The following is a 15,455-nucleotide window of genomic DNA, read 5'->3' on the forward strand; positions in this document are numbered from 1 at the left end:
CGCATCGCCCTGATGGCGATCTCGCCCCTGTTTGCGATGAGCACCTTCTCAAAATATCTCATAGGACCACACAGAGAGGATTATTCGACCACCATCAGGACGTCTCCGTTCTGGACGACGTCGCCCGCATCCACAAAGACCTCCGTGACCTTGCCGTCGGCAGGGGCGTAGATCGGGTTCTCCATCTTCATCGCCTCAAGGACCAGGAGGACATCGCCCTTCCGCACCTCGGCGCCGGCAGAGACCCGCACCTCAAGGACCATGCCCTGCATGTTGGACTTGATGCCGCCGGCGATCTCGCCCCGCGGGATCTCCTTCCCGGCCGCGGGTGCGGCCGACTCGACCGCACTCCCCTCGACAGAAAGGATCCGGACGGAGAAGATCTCGCCGTCGACTTCGACCTCCATGAAACCCGGGACATCGGCGGTGCTCGCCGCCGCCTGCGTCTTCTGCGGGATCGCCTCGGGCTTCCTCTCGCCCTTCAGGAATGACGGGGCGATCGCCGGGTACATAATGTAGGTGAGGACGTCCTCCTCCTTCCGCACGAGCCCGTCCTTCTGTGCCTGTTCCCGCATCTTCTCGTAGGCAGGTTCGAGGAGGTCGGCGGGCCGCACCGTGATCACGTCCTCGTCGCCGATGATGAGCGTCCTGATCTCGGGCGAGATCGGCGCCGGCGACCGGCCGTACAGGCCGCGGACATAGTCCTTGACCTCCTTTGTGACATTGGCGTACCTCTTTCCGCCCATCAGGACGTTCAGGACCGCCTGCGTCCCCACGATCTGGGAGGTCGGGGTGACAAGGGGCGGGTAGCCGAGGTCTGCACGCACCTTCGGCAACTCGGCGAAGACCTCGTCCAGGCGGTTGAGGGCGTCCTGCTCCTTCAACTGGGAGACAAGGTTCGAGATCATGCCGCCGGGGAGCTGGTAGATCAGGACGTCGCTGTCCACCCTCTCGGAGATCGGGTTGAGGAGACCGTCGTACTTCTCCCTGACCTTGACACAGAGGTCCCTGACCTTATGGAGAGCGTGGAGGTCGATCCCGGTGTCGCGGGCCGTGCCCTTGAGTGCGGCGACCACGCTCTCCGTCGGGGGCTGCGAGGTGCCGAGGGCGAAGGGCGACATCGCCGTGTCCAGGATGTCGACGCCCGCCTCGATCGCCGCCTGGTAACTCATGGGGGCGATCCCGCTCGTCGAGTGGGAGTGGAGACAGACCGGTATATCGACCCTCTCCTTGATCCCTGCAATGAGTTCGCGGGCGGCCTCGGGCATGATCAGTCCGGCCATGTCCTTGATGCAGATGGAGTCGCAGTCACGTGCGGCCATCTCCTCGGCCATATCGATAAAAGTGGCCGTGGTGTGCACAGGACTTGTCGTGTACGAGATCGTACCCTGCAGGTGGGCGCCTGCCGCCTTCACGCTGGTGAAGGCCTTCTCCATGTTCCTGATATCGTTCAGGGCGTCAAAGACGCGGAAGATATCAACGCCGTTCTTGTAGGCGGCACCGACAAAGCGTTCCACGACATCGTCGGGGTAGTGCCGGTAGCCCACCAGGTTCTGCCCCCGCAGCAGCATCTGGATCGGCGTCTTTGCGAGTTCGGCCTTCAGGTCTCGCAGGCGGTCCCACGGGTCCTCATCGAGAAAACGGATGCAACTGTCGAAAGTCGCACCCCCCCAGGCCTCCAGGGAGAAAAAGCCCACATCATCCATCTTCCGAGCCAGAGGGATCATGTCCTCTGTTCTCATGCGGGTGGCGATGAGCGACTGATGGGCATCCCTGAGCGTTGTATCGGTGATATATACCCTTTTAGAACTGGCAGCACTCATCTGAATACCTCGGGGCTCCAAAATATCAACAAGCCTCTCAATTTTTCAATCTGATCATATAAATACATCACTAAGAGGTACAAAAGAGAAAATTACGATAATTCCGGCAAGAGCAGCGGCGTACACGTCTGCTCGTGTCCGTATGAAGACCGGGCAGACCGACCCCCCGCCGGTGTAGCCGCGCACGGCAAGGAGTGAGGCACGCTCCCTCGACCTCTGCATCTGTGCATGGAGGAGGCCGAGGCCGAGGGGGACGACTGCGCCGATACCGCGGCCTTTTCCCTTCAGTCTCAGGGCCATCCTCATCCGCGCGATGTCCCCCTCCAGGGAGGCGAGCGCTTCCATGCCCATCTCGCCGGCAAGGCCGATGTCGAAACCCAGATGTTTCCCGAAGAGGGAGACGCCGGCGCCGAGGAGTTCGCCCGGGATGCGTTCGCTGTACGCCCAGAAAGCAATGAGAAAGACTGCCGCAAGGCGAAAGAAGTAGGCGAGGCCGCCGCCTGCGGTGACCTCGGTGACGGCGGCGGTGATGCCGAGGGTGAGGAGGACGACGGCCCCGGCGGTCCGCGGCGGGAGGGAGGCGCGTCTCCTGCTGAATACCGCCCACCAGAGGAAGACGAGGGCGGCGCCGTGCACCGACTGGAAGGCGGCAATGGAGAGGGCAAAGATACAGAAGAGTCTCAGTCGTGCGTCCTGCATAACGCCTCCATCGCGTCCTGAAACCTGATGTTCTCCGGCACGACACCGGCGTCGAGGGCGTACCTGAGGTACGGCGGGGCGTGACGCCATGCCGGGATGGCGTCCGGCACCCTGCCGAGACAGACAACCTGTCCGTCCTCGACCTCCCAGAGGTAGTCGACCTGCGGGAGCACCTGTCTCTCGTGGGTGAAGATGACGGTGACGCCCCCTTTTCGCTCGTTCACCAGAGTGCACACGCGCTTTTTCTGGACGCAGTCAAGGGAACTGAAGGGTTCGTCGAGGATGAGGAGGTCGTACGCCCTCGTAAAAACGCAGGCGAGGTGGAGGCGCTTGAGTTCGCCGCGGGAGAGGGTGAAGGGGTCGTCCTCCCGGCGGTCGGCAAGGCCGCAGAGGGCCGTGACCTCTGCCGGGTCGGCGCCGTATGAACTCACCTCGGCCCCGACCGTTGCCTCGGTGACATGGTATTCAGGGTTCTGGAAGGAGAGGGTGAGGGAGGAGATGCCGTCCCTCGTGACCGTCCCCTCCGGGGGTCGGACGAGGCCGGCGAGGAGGAGGGCGAGGGTCGTCTTCCCGCTCCCCACTCTCCCGCTGACAAGGTGGACGCCTTCCCCGAAGACGCCGGAGCAGGTGAGGGTGAAGGCGCCGCGCCTGAAGGTGACGCCCTCAAGCCTGACGTCCACGGGCGATCCTCCAGAGGGGCGGGTAGAAACAGGTCTGTTCGCGGGCGGCGAAGACGGCGGCGGGCGTGCCGATCTCGCCGACCCGTCCTTTCTCCAGGTAGAGCACGGTATCGGCCCGCGCTGCGGTGGCCATGTCCTGGGTGCAGCGGACGCAGTACCGGCACCTCGACCTCGATAGGGCCTCCTCGACGACCTCCGCCGTCTCGCCGTCGAGGTGGGAGTCGAACTCGTCGAGGACGAGCACCTCCGGGTCTGTCGAGAGGGCGGTCGCGAGTGCTACAAGGGCCCGCTCGCCGCCGGAGAGTTCCCTGACCGTGCGGGGGAGGAAGTCCTCGATCCCGACGAGACGTGCGGCCGCGTCGACCCGCCTCTCCACTTCCCTGCAGGGGATACCGGCGAAACGAGAGGGACTCGCGATCTCGTCGTCGACGCGGGTGAAGAGGATGCTCTGGTCCGGGAACTCAGTGACCCACCCGACGTCGACCTGCCGTGGCAGGCGGCCGTCGATGGTGATCCTGCCCTTGTGGGGGACAGCGATGCCGGAAAGAAGAGAGAGAAGAGTTGACTTGCCGCTCCCGTTCTCGCCGATGAGGGCGGTGTGCCCCTCACCGATCCTGAGGGAGGGGACAGAGAGGATACCATGGACGAGGCCGGCGATCTCGATCATGTCAGTCTTCGTGCGACGATATATGCGGCCGCCGCCTTGACGGCGTCGCCGGGGAGGAAGGGCACCATCCCGACGAGAGTTGCGGCCACAAGTCCCATGCCTGTCGAGTACGCAAGCCAGGAGACCCCGAAGAGGTAGATCGCCAGCGATGCGGCGGCAAGGCCGGCGGCCCTGACCATCTCGGCGTCCCTCTCGTACGCAAGGCCTGCAATGAGGGCCGCGGCGACGAACCCGACGATGAACCCCCCTGTCGGCCCCATCAGGACGCCGATGCCTGCCGTGCCGTTGTGGAAGACCGGGAGACCGAGGAGGCCGAGGAGGAGGTACAGCGCCGCGGGCACCACCGCCCACCTCTTCATGACCGCCCCGGAGAGGAGGACGAAGAAGGTCTGGAGGGTGAGAGGCACGGGGACGAAGGGGATGGAGACCCACGACCCCGCGGTGATCAGGGCGACAAAGCCGGCAGACTCTGCGATAATGCGGGAACGCTCTTCACTGCCGTACATGGTCCGCCTTCAGAGGTGCATGCAGTCGCCTGCCACGACCTTCTCGATCCTGCCGTTGTCACGCCTGATGATCAGGGCGCCGTGCTGGTCGATGTCGATGGCGACGCCCTCGAAGGTCTTCCGCATCGTCCTGATCGAGACGCGGCTATCGAGAGTGCGGGAGAGACTCTTCCACTCCCTGACGATCGGGTCGTACTCGCCGCTTTCCAGGATCTGGTACTTCCCCTCGAACTCTTTCAGGACTGTCGTGAGCAGGGACGCCCGGTCGACTTCGTGGCCGAGTTCGGTCATGACAGAGGTGACCGTCTTCTGGAGGTCGGGGGGAAGGTCGCCGAGGTCCACGTTGGCGTCGATGCCGATGCCGAGGAGACAGTAGTTGACATTCTCCCCCTCGGTCGAGAGTTCGACCAGGAGTCCGGCCACCTTCTTGTCGCCGATGAAGACGTCGTTCGGCCACTTGATCAGTGCGCCGAGGTCGTACTTCCGCCTGATCGCGCGGGCGATCGCAATGGAGGCGGCCATCGTGATCAGGAAGAGCGAATTGACCGGGATCGTCGGTTTCAGGATGAGGCTCGCCCAGATACCGCCCTTCGGCGAGACCCAGGCGCGGCCCATCCGCCCGAAGCCGCCGGTCTGTTCTTCGGCGACGATCAGGGTGCCGTGGAGGGCCGCCGGGTCCTCTTCGGTACAGAGTTTCCGTGCCGTCCAGTTCGTCGAACCGACACTCTCGTAGTACCTGATCTCCCGGCCCATCACCGTGGTCCTGAGCGTCCGTCCGATCTCTTCGGGTGTGATCGCTCCCCCGCCCTTCACAAGGAGATAACCCGACCCCCGCGAGAACTCGATGTCGTGCCCGGTCTCGCGCAGGCTCTTGATATGGCGTGCGACCGACGAACCGGGTATATCGAGGGCCTCGCTGATCTGGTCAGCGGTGATGGGGTCTTCGGCCGATTCGAGTATCTTCAGAACTTTCTCAGTAACATCATTCATGGCTATTACCTTTTTGCGGAGATCGATTCTGTGGGGAGGGGACAGGGGTCTTTTCCGCAGACCTGTTGCAGGATCGCAGACTGGTGCTCCATGAGGGTGGCGAGGTCGAAGATCCCGGTGATGTCGACGACGCCGATCGCGCCGATCGCCTTCCCTTCGGAATCGCGGACAGGTGCGACGACGACAGGCACCCCCTTGTACGGGCCTGAGGGCGGCACATCTTTTTTCAGTCTGTTCTCTGCAATGGCGGCTTCGAGGAGCGGACCGGTATAGTGACCGTCGATCACTCTCCCGTCCTCAACACGCAGTCCGGGGGCGTCCCGCGACCGTGCCGTGACCGGCAACTTGTTGAGGAGGAGATGGACCGCCATCACCACCGGCATGAGATCGTCTGTCGTGGATGAAGCGGAAATGATATACTGGTCCATTATTCCACCTGTACTCTCCATTACACTCTTCTAAAATAAGGTTTCTCTTTCAGCGGTACAGAATGTACCGACAAACCGGGCTGAGGGGTATTCGTGGATGCTGGTGACGACGACAATGCCCTTCCCGACTGTCTTTGCAAGGACGACCGCCTCCCCTTCGGGTGTTGCGGCGACGATCTCGGCGTCGGTGGCGGGGAAGACGCCGTCGGTCTCGACGGCCTCGGGGTCGTAGTCCTCGACGATGGCGGCGTACTCGCTCCCGGAGGAGAAGACAAGTTTTCTCTGTTTGAACTCGTGCCTGTACTCCACCCTGAAGGGGAGCCAGTCATAGGCGCCGGGCCTCTCGTCCATCGCCCCGAAGACGAGGAGGTGGCCACCGTTCTCGACGAAGGCCTTGATGCGGGGGGCGGCGGCCCGGAGTGCCGGGAGGAGGCGGGAGTAGCGGGGGTTCGCAAACCCGGTCGGCACGATGAGGGCGACGTATTTCCCCCGGTAGAAGGGAGAGGCGACGAGCAACTGGTTGACGGGGTCGCAACTGACCCCGCAGCACTCGTTGACGAACCTGTTGAAGGTGCCTGGTTCGTCCCAGAGGACTGCCGCCTTTGCGGTCACCCCTTGATCACCCCGACAGGGTGGAGCCTGACCACCGGGAGGGAGAGCCCTGCCCGGCGGACGACGTCGACGACTTTGTCGCTCTCCTTGTACGCGTCCGGCGCTTCCTCGGCGATCGAGGCGTCGCTTGTCGCCCTGACGATGATCCCCTGTTTCAGGAGTTCTTCCCTGATCTCCCGGCCAGGTGTGGCGTGTTTGGCCTTTGTGCGGCTCATGACCCGGCCAGCGCCGTGGCAGGTGCTCCCGAAGGTCCTCGCCATCGCCGTCGCCGTGCCGCGGAGGACGTAGGAGGAACTGCCCATGCTCCCCGGTATGATCACGGGTTGGCCGATGGAACGGTAGGCCTGCGGCACCTCGGTGAGTCCGGGGCCGAAGGCGCGGGTGGCGCCCTTCCTGTGGACGCAGAGGGTCTGCCTCTTCCCGTCGACGTCGTGCTCCTCTCTCTTCGCCACATTGTGGGCGACGTCGTAGACGAGGGGCATCTCCTCGTAGGCGATCCCGAAAAGGCGGGCGAAGACGGTGCGCACCTGGTGGGTGATCACCTGCCTGTTCACCCAGGCATAGTTTGCCGCCGCCGCCATCGCCCCGAAATACGCCTCTCCTTCAGGGGAGTGGACAGGGGCGCAGGCGAGTTGTCTGTCCGGGATCTCGATCCCGTACTTCCGGGTCGCCGACTCGAGGACACGCAGGTGGTCGGTGCAGACCTGATGGCCAAGGCCGCGGGACCCGCAGTGGATCATGCAGCAGATCTGGCCGGCCTCAAGCCCGAAGGCCTTCGCCGCCTCCGGGTCGAAGATGGCGTCCACCGCCTGCACCTCCAGGAAGTGGTTGCCCGACCCCAGGGTGCCGGCCTGCGGCCTGCCCCTCTGCCGGGCCTTCTTGCTCACCGCGGCCGGGTCTGCCTGTTGCATCTGTCCCTTCTCCTCGCAGTGCTCGGCGTCGGCGGCCATGCCGAAACCGTGGTCTATCGCCCAGTCCACGCCATCGGCCATCAGGTCGTCGAGGTCGGCCTCGGAGAGGCGCATCGTGCTCTCAGCCCCGACGCCGGTCGGCACCGTCCTGAAGAGTTCCTCGATCAGGGCCCGCGGGTTTTTGATGTCGGCGATGGTGAGGGGCGTCGTGATCAGGCGGACGCCGCAGTTGATGTCGTAGCCGACCCCGCCCGGCGAGACGACGCCCGTATCTTCTTCAAAGGCGGCGACACCCCCGATGGGAAAGCCGTAGCCCGAGTGGATGTCGGGCATGGCAAGGGAATATCTGACAACGCCCGGGAGCGTGGCGACATTGGCGAGTTGCTGGACCGCTCCCCCTTCCAGCGTCTCCGAGAGGTCTTCGGAGAGGAAGAACCGGCCTGGTACCCGCATCCCCGGGACATACCCGACCGGCACCTCCCATTCGACCTCGCTGATCTTCGTGATCCCTTCAAGCATTTCGACACCTCACACATCAAAGAGTATCTCGCTACAAAACCCTTCCCCGTCTCTCGTGATCGTCAGCCCGGAGTAGGATACTCCCTTCACCTCCATGCCGCCCAGGTGCTTCGCCGGGTTGAAAGGTTCTCCCCGTGCCGTCGCCGTAAGGCTCGTGCCGGTGATGACGACATCGAAGGAGGAGAAGACGACACGGTCCACCTCTGATACGAAGAGGAGTTCGGAGAGAAAGTCGATCAACAGGGACTGCATGTCGTCCGATGTGACCGAGACCCTCCGCTCGATCTCCCCTTCGTCGCAGGTGACATACATGATGGAGAACATCGCCCTCGCCGCTTCGGCAAAGAGGACGTTGCAGTCCTCCGCCCGCACCCGAACCCGCACGTCGGCCTGGTGGGGAAGTTCCTCGAACGACATCCTCACTCCAGGTCGTAGGCCGGCACAAGGCCGAGGTCTATGGTGTCCAGGTACGGCGCCTGATACATGGAAATATAAATCCAGTGGCGCCCGGCCTTCACTGTCGCGTCGGTGGCCTTCGGGGGCTTGACCGAGATCGGAAGTAAAATCGGGCCTCCGCAGGAGGTACACACCCTGAAATCGCAGTCCCGTTTCTGAACATATGACAGAACCTCCTCCGAGACTTTTATCCTCGGGAGAGAGGGTTCTTTCCCGGTCCTTATCATCCCTTATACGTCACCGCAGGAAAGGGTAAAACTGTTGTGATCGCCCGCCTATCCACTGTCGAGGAGGCGGGTGACCATGCCGACGTACTCGTCCTTGAGTTCGTAGACGGCATTCGGGCTCTCCTGGTCCCGCCGCACGCGGAGGATGCCGATGCGCGAGGCGATGATCCCCACCATCGAGGCGATGGAGTGGTAGCTGATCGTAAAGGTCCGGGAGAGCAGTGTATAGAGATCGGGGATCGTCGTCGACCTGATCCTGACGAAAAAGGTCAGAACTTCGTGCCTGATGCCTGTGCTGTCTCGTGAGAGATATGTCTTCAGGCGGGCCTCGATCTCTCTCTTGATGTTGGCCGGCGACCGCATACTGGTGTGTGGTGCCGGACTCAATATATACGTTCCTATTTTCTTCTGGACTCTCCGGGGAGGGGTATCTGGAAAAAAAGCCCCCCGCGAAAGGACAGATCGAACAGTTTTTCCGTCCCCAAAATGCGCTTTGTAGTGGGGAATATCCAAATATTAATCCCTTCTACGGCAGACCATATACCTATGGGTTTTGTCACCTACGATATCAACAAATACCCGCCGAAGCAGATGGTGACGATACCACTCATTCTGCTTCTCCTGGCGCTCGGCCTCCTCACCTTCAACTGGCTGAGCACAGGGATGCCGTTAGAGCCCGGCATCGACTTTGCAGGCGGTACTGCCGTCAACGTCATCACTGACGACAGTATTGATGAGATCAAAGACTATTTTGCAGGATACCCCCTGACTGACGTCGGCGAGGGGCTTGACGGCGGTAAGTACATCAAGTTCGGCCCCATGAGCGACGAGCAGACAAAGGCGCTCAATGATAGGGTCATGGACCGTTACCCTGACGCCAAGGTCGACCATATCGGCGAGGCCTTCGGGAGCACCCTCCAGCAGCAGGCCTTCATCGCCCTGATCTTCTCCTTCCTCGGTATGGCGATTGTGGTCTTCGTCGCTTTCAGGACCTTCATCCCCTCGCTGGCCGTTGTCTTCGCCGCGTTCTCCGACATCACGATCACGGCGGCGATCATGAGCCTCCTCGGCATCACTCTCACCCTGCCGACGACGGCGGCCCTGTTGATGCTCATCGGTTACTCGGTGGACAGCGACGTCCTCCTCACGACCCGTGTCCTCAAAAGACAGGGGAAGACGGAAGACAAGTTCGCCGGGGCCTACAGGACAGGCATCATCATGACGACGACGACGATCGCCGCCGTCGCGGCGATGTTCCTGGTCACGGCCTTCGGCGGCGTTGAAGTCATCGCCCAGATCTCGGCCGTCCTTCTCATCGGTCTCTTTGTGGACCTTATGAACACCTGGGTCTTCAACGCCGGTGTCCTCAAGGCATACCTGGAAAAGAATGGGAGACGAGCATGAACAGCGATACACTCAAGAAACTCAGTAGAGACTGGAGGGTCATCCTCCTGGTGGCCCTTGTCATCCTCTCAGTCATCTCTATCGGCCCTCACTTTGAGGACGGGAAATTCACGACCAACCTCCAGTACGGTCTCGACCTCCAGCAGGGTTCCTGGCTCCAGATGGAGTTCCAGGCCGAAGTTGTCACCGTCGAGCCCGGCATCGACATCAACAAACTCGCCGAGACCCTGAGCGCTGAACTGGACACCGAGGTCATCCCGCTTTCGGCAGACCAGGTCGAGGTCAGGAAGGCGTTCACGCGCGAGGAACTCAAACCTGTCTTCGAGAAGGCCGGGGCGACGATCGTCACCGTGAACCAGGGTGTCTCCAAGGACACCGCCGAACTTGTGAAGCGGACCCTTGACGAGAAGGTGAACAGCCTCGGCACGAAGGACGCACGGGTGAACATCCTCACCGGTCTCAACGGTATCACCCGCTATGTGCGTGTCGAACTCGCCGGCGTCGATATGGAAACGGCGAACGAGATCGTCGGTCAGCAGGGCAAGTTCGAGATCCGTGTCCAGACAAGCGGGAACCAGACCGAGCATGTCATCTTTGGCGACGTGATCACGAGCGTCGACGTGCCGAAGAAGGACCAGCAGGGTATGTGGGGCGTCGGCTTCACGCTCAACCCCGAGGGTGCGGCCGCCTTCCAGAAAGCCGCCATCGCCTCGAATGCGGTGAACGACCCGCAGAAGCACGAACTGGTCATGTACCTCGACAACAAGACCGTCTACTCGGCTCCTCTCTCCCCTGACCTCGCCTCGCAGCTGAAGGCCAGTCCGATCCGCAGCCTCAGCGCCTCCACCGGCGTCGGTGACGAGGGCCTCCAGGACGCAAGCAACCTTGAGATCCACCTCCGGGCAGGCGCCCTGCCTGTGGACGTGACGGTCGCGGGGTCGGGCTCTGTCTCGGCGACACTCGGCGACTACTACAAGTTCCTCTGCATCCTTGCGGCGCTCGCCGCCCTGGTCGTCGTCGGTGTCGTGGTCTACTTCCGGTACCGTGAACCGAGCATCGTGCTCCCCATGGTCCTGACCAACCTCTCGGAGATCGTCATCCTGCTCGGTATTGCACGGTTTGCCCAGCAGCTTGACCTGGCATCGATCGCCGGTATCATCGCCGTGATGGGTACGGGTATCGACCAGCTCGTCGTGATCACCGACGAGGTGCTCCACGAGGGCCGGGTGCCGTCGTCGAGCATCTACATGAAGAGGCTCTCGCGGGCCCTCGGGATCATTGTCGTCTCTGCAGGGACTGTCATCTTCGCGATGCTGCCTCTCGCCCTGATGGACCTCTCGACCCTCCGCGGTTTCGCCATCATCACGATCCTTGGCGTGCTCGTCGGTGTGCTGATCACCCGGCCTGCATACGGTAAGATCATCATGGCGATCCTCTCCAAATAACCGGAAAATCTATCTTCTCTTTTTTTCCATACCGCTCTCATGGGTAGACCTGTGCTGATCGATTTCTTCTCTGCGTGGTGCGAGCCCTGCCGGGAGCAGACGGCCATTGTGGAGGAGGTGGCGGAAAGGCTCGGTGACAGGGTGGAATTCAGGATGATCGATGTTGCGGAGAGACGCGATCTTGTTTCGGCCTACCGCCTGACGACCGTTCCGACGGTCGTCATCGAGGCGGACGGGGTTGTGGTCGGGAGGTTTGAGATGGTCACGGACGGGGAGACGCTCGAAAGCATTTTATTATCTCTGATCGATGATCTCCAGAAAGAGGGATAGTAATGAGCAAACCGGTATTGACTGACTTTTTTGCGACATGGTGCGGGCCGTGCAGGATGCAGACGCCGATCCTCGAAGACCTCAAGGCGAAGATGGGCGACCTGGTCGAGATCAGGAAAGTGGATGTCGACCAGAACATGGAGGAGGCGATGAAGTACCAGATCCGTGTTGTCCCGACTCTTATCATCGAGAAGGACGGCATTGTACTCCAGAAAATCGAGGGCGTCACCCGTGCCGATGTCCTTGAGAGTATCCTCAGGCCCCTGATCGAAGAGTAAGGGATACTCCACCATTTTTCTTTCATGGATCCGGATGAGCGAGTCCGGGCCCTGCTCAGGGGTCTTGCCGCACGCTACGGTGAGATTACCTGGTGGGACGCATGCCCGGACGAGGTTGTCATCGGTGCGGTGCTCACCCAGCAGACGCGCTGGGAGAATGTCGAACGCGCCCTTGCCCGCCTGCGGGAGGCGGGTATCGGCACGGTGGCGGGGGTCGACCGGGCGGAGACGGCGACGGTCGAGGAGGCGGTGAGGTGCACGGGTTTTTACCGGCTGAAGACGGCGCGGCTGAAGGGGTTGTGCCGCCGGATTCTCGATATGGGGGGTGTCGAGGGCCTGTCCCGCCTGCCGACGCCTGCCCTGCGGGAGGCGCTCCTCGCGGTCAGGGGTGTCGGCGAGGAGACGGCGGACAGCATTCTCTGCTACGGGTTTGGCCGTCCGTCTTTCGTGGTCGACGCGTATACGAAGAGGATCTGCGGGTGTGTCGGGGTCACGGGGTCGTATACCGATCTCAAGGCGGCCTTCGAGAGGGTGCTCCCTGAGGACGCGGGGGAGTACGGGCGTGCCCATGGCCGGGTCGTCGAATATGCAAAGGAGTTCTGTGTTTCAGGACGGTGTGACGAGTGCAGGATGAAGACTGTGTGCGTATAGGGAAGAGGCTCTTTACGGAGGGCCTTGTCGGCGGGAATTTCGGGAACATGAGCAGGCGTGAGGGGGACGGTTTCCTGATCACGAGGACGGGGTCGTACCTCGATGACCCGGGGGATCTCGTCCTCGTCCCCTGCGAGGGGTCGGCGCCGAAGGGGGCGTCGAGCGAGTACAGGGTGCACCAGGCGGTCTACAACCTGACGCCTCACCTGGCGATCGTCCACGCCCACCCGGCGCATGCGGTGGCGGCGTCTCTCGCCTGCGAGAGGATCGTCCCGAGGGACAGCGAGGGGGAGATGCTCTGCCAGGAGATCGCGGTCGTCGGCGGGGCGCCGGGGACGCAGGAACTTGCCGACAATGTGGCGGCGGCCTTGAAGGACGCTCACCTTGTCATCGCCCGCGGCCACGGCACCTTCGCGGCGGGGAAGAGTCTTGACGAGGCGTATCTCTACACGTCTCTGGCGGAGTACTCGTGCCGGGTTTTGTTGTACGCGGGGTTGTTGGGGAAGGGGAGTTTTTAAGGGGAGTTTTTGGGACCTGCCGGAGCGGGGGAGGGATGGGGAGGTTCTGTTTTTTCCCCTTCTCAATCGGGGAGATCGGGGCATATATGGGTGGTAACAGCCTACTCCCTTCCCGCACACTATAAATTGAAGCATGCACCACCCCAGAAGAGTGATGAAATCTTTCTGCCAGATCCTGGGACGCAGCAGCGCCCTCGCTTCCCCGGTGCATTTTGGAGGCGAAGCCCACGGATAACCTCGCCTCCCTCCTCGCCTGTTTTGAAGGACGGCGGATCGACTTCAAGGAAGAGGTGAGCGACACCTTCTACAAACTCCTCTCCGCTTTCGCCAACACCTCCGGAGGCACCGCCGTTATCGGCGTCAGGGACAGCGACCACGCCGTCACCGGCATCGACCTGCGGAACAACGCCCAGAAGAAACTCGCAGACAGCATCAGCAGCAGGCTTGGCATCCACCCGGTTATCGAGACCCACGAGGTCGAAGGGAAAAATATCCTTGCCGTCACTGTCGAGCAGAGCCGCACCCCCGTCGCCTGCGATGGACGCTACTACACCCGCGTCGGCGACACCACCCGCGAGATGCTCCCTGACGAATTGCGGGTCTTCTTCCAGGAGAGCATCGAATGGGACAGCGTCACCGGGACGTTCGACCCCGATGAGATCGACAGGGAGAGCGTCAGGCGGTTTCTCACCCTCGCCCGCACGACCGGCCGCATCACGGTCATCGACCCGGACGAATCGGTCGATGCCGTCCTCAGCCGTCTCGGCCTTATCAGGGACGGACGCATCACCAACGGCGCCATCATCCTCTTCGGCAAGGACCCGCAGACATATTTCCCGAATACCATCATCAGGATCGGGAGGTTCAGGCAGGCCGACATCATCATCGGCGACCACGAGATCAGGGGCAACCTCTTCGTCCAGTTCGAGGAAGCAGAGAGGATCATCAAGAACTATATCGGCGTCCGCTACGACATCTCCGGGGAGGCGATGCAGGAGTCTTTCCAGAGGAAGGAGGTCTGGGAATACCCTCTCCCGGCGATCCGCGAGGCCCTGCTCAACGCCCTCATCCATCGGGACTACTTCAACAACACCATCCAGACGCAGGTCAGGATCTTCGACGACCACATCCGCTTCCACAACGCCGGTCGTCTCCCCGAGGGTGTCACCATCGAGATGATCCTCAGGGAACACTATTCCTATCTCCGCAACCCGAAGATTGCAGATGTCTTCTACCGTTCCGGCCTCGTGGAGCGTTATGGATCCGGGATCGAACGGATCATCCGGGCACTGGAGGAGGAAAAACTGCCCGCGCCTGAGATCGTCAGTACGCCCCTCGGCTTCACGCTCACCCTGCGCATGAATCAATTCACCGATGAATTTCTGCAGGCACTCGATCTGAACGACCGGCAGATCGCAGCCATTTCCTTCCTCAAGGAGCATGGCACCATCACCAACACTCAGTATCAGAACCTCAACGCTGTCGCCGCCCGAACCGCACTGAGAGACCTGAACGACATGGTCACAAAGCATATTCTTGAACGGCGGGGTATATCGCGGCGGGACACACACTATGTCCTGTTCAGGGAGAAGAAGGGGTCACCCGGATAAGGCGTGATCTGGCGTGATAAAGGCGTGATGATCTCCCTGACCTGATCGCAGGGAACCTATCCCGGCATGGCCGGGACGGACCCCCTCTCTGAGGCGGCGAAGACGCGGGGCTTTGAGCGTGCTTTGAGAGGAAGGGACGGGGGAGCAGGTATGTCTATCGCGGCTGAAGAGAATGAGATCAAGAATGTGAGTGTCACATTTCTCTCCGGGAAATGTGCGTGAATTGTGAAGTCGTCATTTGAAGTCATCGATTCTGTCGTCTCATACCACTGCTTTCGCGGCACACCGTGAGCCTCCTTCGGGTTACTTTTCTGGTGCTACGAAAGAAATCCGCAGGAGATTGGACCCTCACACCGCGTCGCGCCCCGACAATTTGTTATATATAGTTATACATCAGATGCTCGTCCATGACCGCCTCCCCCTCTGCCTCGCACTCCCCCACCCTGGAGACCATCCGCATGGTCGAGGACTTTGCCCGTGAGCACAGCGGCGAATACCGGCGCCGTGCCATGTGGTCGCGCCTCCCCCGGCAGATGATGTACCAGACGTTCAAGACGGTGATCGACTATCTTATCGAGTCGGAGAAGATTGCGATCGATGCCGACGGCAGGGTGTGCTGGATCTTCGACCCCGACCTCACGCGGCACTACCTGGGGCGTGAAGACCTGCGGGTCCGATGAAGGCGAAGGTCTTCTTTGCCG

20 protein-coding genes and 1 pseudogene are annotated in these 15,455 nt (G+C 61.8%); 9 read left to right on the forward strand and 12 right to left on the reverse strand.

Features of this window, described 5'->3' with window-relative positions:
* Positions 1-80: 80 nt before the first annotated feature.
* The 12 genes from oadA to Q0520_RS02170 all read right to left on the reverse strand — a co-directional run bounded on the left by oadA (position 81) and on the right by Q0520_RS02170 (position 8,881).
* Positions 81-1,823: a sodium-extruding oxaloacetate decarboxylase subunit alpha gene (gene oadA, locus Q0520_RS02115; protein WP_298665952.1), complete on the reverse strand. Its 1,743-nt coding sequence runs from the start codon at positions 1,821-1,823 to the stop codon at positions 81-83.
* A 54-nt stretch (positions 1,824-1,877) separates the two neighbouring features.
* Complete coding sequence (locus Q0520_RS02120; protein WP_298665954.1) at positions 1,878-2,522, reverse strand: hypothetical protein; 645 nt, start codon at positions 2,520-2,522, stop codon at positions 1,878-1,880.
* Positions 2,504-3,202, reverse strand: coding sequence for an ATP-binding cassette domain-containing protein (locus Q0520_RS02125; RefSeq protein ID WP_298665956.1), 699 nt, complete (start codon positions 3,200-3,202; stop codon positions 2,504-2,506). The genes Q0520_RS02120 and Q0520_RS02125 overlap by 19 nt, the downstream gene beginning before the upstream one ends.
* Positions 3,186-3,869 carry an energy-coupling factor ABC transporter ATP-binding protein gene (locus Q0520_RS02130; RefSeq protein WP_298665958.1) on the reverse strand — a complete coding sequence of 228 codons (684 nt, stop codon included), beginning with the start codon at positions 3,867-3,869 and terminating at the stop codon, positions 3,186-3,188. Before Q0520_RS02130 ends, Q0520_RS02125 begins: the two co-directional genes overlap by 17 nt.
* Positions 3,866-4,375, reverse strand: coding sequence for a biotin transporter BioY (locus tag Q0520_RS02135; RefSeq protein WP_298665960.1), 510 nt, complete (start codon positions 4,373-4,375; stop codon positions 3,866-3,868). The genes Q0520_RS02130 and Q0520_RS02135 overlap by 4 nt, the downstream gene beginning before the upstream one ends.
* A 9-nt stretch (positions 4,376-4,384) precedes the next feature.
* Positions 4,385-5,365 (reverse strand): biotin--[acetyl-CoA-carboxylase] ligase, encoded by a 981-nt coding sequence (locus Q0520_RS02140; protein ID WP_298665962.1) that lies wholly within the window; start codon positions 5,363-5,365, stop codon positions 4,385-4,387.
* A gap of 5 nt (positions 5,366-5,370) precedes the next feature.
* Entirely contained in the window at positions 5,371-5,793 is a 423-nt protein-coding gene (locus Q0520_RS02145) for a DUF2111 domain-containing protein (protein ID WP_298665964.1), read from the reverse strand.
* Positions 5,794-5,823: 30 nt separating this feature from the next.
* Complete coding sequence (locus tag Q0520_RS02150) at positions 5,824-6,405, reverse strand: hypothetical protein (RefSeq protein ID WP_298665966.1); 582 nt, start codon at positions 6,403-6,405, stop codon at positions 5,824-5,826.
* Positions 6,402-7,835: an RtcB family protein gene (locus Q0520_RS02155; RefSeq protein ID WP_298665969.1), complete on the reverse strand. Its 1,434-nt coding sequence runs from the start codon at positions 7,833-7,835 to the stop codon at positions 6,402-6,404. The genes Q0520_RS02150 and Q0520_RS02155 overlap by 4 nt, the downstream gene beginning before the upstream one ends.
* A 9-nt stretch (positions 7,836-7,844) precedes the next feature.
* Positions 7,845-8,252: an archease gene (locus Q0520_RS02160; protein WP_298665970.1), complete on the reverse strand. Its 408-nt coding sequence runs from the start codon at positions 8,250-8,252 to the stop codon at positions 7,845-7,847.
* A gap of 2 nt (positions 8,253-8,254) precedes the next feature.
* Complete coding sequence (locus tag Q0520_RS12150; protein ID WP_342765230.1) at positions 8,255-8,425, reverse strand: hypothetical protein; 171 nt, start codon at positions 8,423-8,425, stop codon at positions 8,255-8,257.
* 141 nt (positions 8,426-8,566) lie between these two features.
* A complete protein-coding gene (locus tag Q0520_RS02170) occupies positions 8,567-8,881 on the reverse strand; it encodes a DUF2551 domain-containing protein (RefSeq protein WP_298665973.1) in 315 nt (104 codons plus the stop codon).
* Positions 8,882-9,064: 183 nt separating this feature from the next.
* Between Q0520_RS02170 and Q0520_RS02175 the strand changes: the two genes are divergently transcribed.
* The 9 genes and pseudogenes from Q0520_RS02175 (at position 9,065) to Q0520_RS02215 (ending at position 15,434) form a co-directional block, all read left to right on the forward strand.
* Positions 9,065-9,922 (forward strand): protein translocase subunit SecF, encoded by an 858-nt coding sequence (locus Q0520_RS02175; protein WP_298665974.1) that lies wholly within the window; start codon positions 9,065-9,067, stop codon positions 9,920-9,922.
* A complete protein-coding gene (locus tag Q0520_RS02180; RefSeq protein ID WP_298665976.1) occupies positions 9,919-11,367 on the forward strand; it encodes a preprotein translocase subunit SecD in 1,449 nt (482 codons plus the stop codon). Before Q0520_RS02175 ends, Q0520_RS02180 begins: the two co-directional genes overlap by 4 nt.
* A 36-nt stretch (positions 11,368-11,403) precedes the next feature.
* Positions 11,404-11,697: pseudogene (locus Q0520_RS02185) on the forward strand (thioredoxin domain-containing protein); the annotation flags it as partial.
* A gap of 2 nt (positions 11,698-11,699) precedes the next feature.
* Positions 11,700-11,975 carry a co-chaperone YbbN gene (locus tag Q0520_RS02190; protein WP_298665978.1) on the forward strand — a complete coding sequence of 92 codons (276 nt, stop codon included), beginning with the start codon at positions 11,700-11,702 and terminating at the stop codon, positions 11,973-11,975.
* 24 nt (positions 11,976-11,999) lie between these two features.
* The gene (locus Q0520_RS02195) at positions 12,000-12,626 is read left to right on the forward strand and encodes an endonuclease III domain-containing protein (RefSeq protein WP_298665980.1); all 627 of its coding nucleotides are present in this window, start codon (positions 12,000-12,002) and stop codon (positions 12,624-12,626) included.
* Complete coding sequence (locus Q0520_RS02200; RefSeq protein ID WP_298665983.1) at positions 12,599-13,144, forward strand: aldolase; 546 nt, start codon at positions 12,599-12,601, stop codon at positions 13,142-13,144. Before Q0520_RS02195 ends, Q0520_RS02200 begins: the two co-directional genes overlap by 28 nt.
* 212 nt (positions 13,145-13,356) lie before the next feature.
* The gene (locus tag Q0520_RS02205) at positions 13,357-14,754 is read left to right on the forward strand and encodes an ATP-binding protein (protein WP_298665986.1); all 1,398 of its coding nucleotides are present in this window, start codon (positions 13,357-13,359) and stop codon (positions 14,752-14,754) included.
* A 66-nt stretch (positions 14,755-14,820) separates the two neighbouring features.
* On the forward strand, positions 14,821-14,976 hold the full coding sequence (locus tag Q0520_RS02210) for a hypothetical protein (protein WP_298665988.1): 156 nt from the start codon (positions 14,821-14,823) through the stop codon (positions 14,974-14,976).
* A 185-nt stretch (positions 14,977-15,161) separates the two neighbouring features.
* Positions 15,162-15,434 carry a hypothetical protein gene (locus Q0520_RS02215; protein WP_298665990.1) on the forward strand — a complete coding sequence of 91 codons (273 nt, stop codon included), beginning with the start codon at positions 15,162-15,164 and terminating at the stop codon, positions 15,432-15,434.
* The last annotated feature ends 21 nt before the right edge of the window (positions 15,435-15,455 follow it).

The organism is uncultured Methanofollis sp., assembly GCF_937919355.1.
Taxonomy (GTDB): domain Archaea; phylum Halobacteriota; class Methanomicrobia; order Methanomicrobiales; family Methanofollaceae; genus Methanofollis.

Bases quoted from the DNA above. Each gene is read 5' to 3' on its own strand.
- oadA (WP_298665952.1), bottom strand. From the start codon at position 1,823: ATGAGTGCTGCCAGTTCTAAAAGGGTATATATCACCGATACAACGCTC.
- Q0520_RS02120 (WP_298665954.1), bottom strand. From the start codon at position 2,522: ATGCAGGACGCACGACTGAGACTCTTCTGTATCTTTGCCCTCTCCATT.
- Q0520_RS02130 (WP_298665958.1), bottom strand. From the start codon at position 3,869: ATGATCGAGATCGCCGGCCTCGTCCATGGTATCCTCTCTGTCCCCTCC.
- Q0520_RS02135 (WP_298665960.1), bottom strand. From the start codon at position 4,375: ATGTACGGCAGTGAAGAGCGTTCCCGCATTATCGCAGAGTCTGCCGGC.
- Q0520_RS02140 (WP_298665962.1), bottom strand. From the start codon at position 5,365: ATGAATGATGTTACTGAGAAAGTTCTGAAGATACTCGAATCGGCCGAA.
- Q0520_RS02145 (WP_298665964.1), bottom strand. From the start codon at position 5,793: ATGGACCAGTATATCATTTCCGCTTCATCCACGACAGACGATCTCATG.
- Q0520_RS02155 (WP_298665969.1), bottom strand. From the start codon at position 7,835: ATGCTTGAAGGGATCACGAAGATCAGCGAGGTCGAATGGGAGGTGCCG.
- Q0520_RS02160 (WP_298665970.1), bottom strand. From the start codon at position 8,252: ATGTCGTTCGAGGAACTTCCCCACCAGGCCGACGTGCGGGTTCGGGTG.
- Q0520_RS02170 (WP_298665973.1), bottom strand. From the start codon at position 8,881: ATGCGGTCGCCGGCCAACATCAAGAGAGAGATCGAGGCCCGCCTGAAG.
- Q0520_RS02175 (WP_298665974.1), top strand. From the start codon at position 9,065: ATGGGTTTTGTCACCTACGATATCAACAAATACCCGCCGAAGCAGATG.
- Q0520_RS02180 (WP_298665976.1), top strand. From the start codon at position 9,919: ATGAACAGCGATACACTCAAGAAACTCAGTAGAGACTGGAGGGTCATC.
- Q0520_RS02190 (WP_298665978.1), top strand. From the start codon at position 11,700: ATGAGCAAACCGGTATTGACTGACTTTTTTGCGACATGGTGCGGGCCG.
- Q0520_RS02195 (WP_298665980.1), top strand. From the start codon at position 12,000: ATGGATCCGGATGAGCGAGTCCGGGCCCTGCTCAGGGGTCTTGCCGCA.
- Q0520_RS02210 (WP_298665988.1), top strand. From the start codon at position 14,821: ATGGCCGGGACGGACCCCCTCTCTGAGGCGGCGAAGACGCGGGGCTTT.
- Q0520_RS02215 (WP_298665990.1), top strand. From the start codon at position 15,162: ATGACCGCCTCCCCCTCTGCCTCGCACTCCCCCACCCTGGAGACCATC.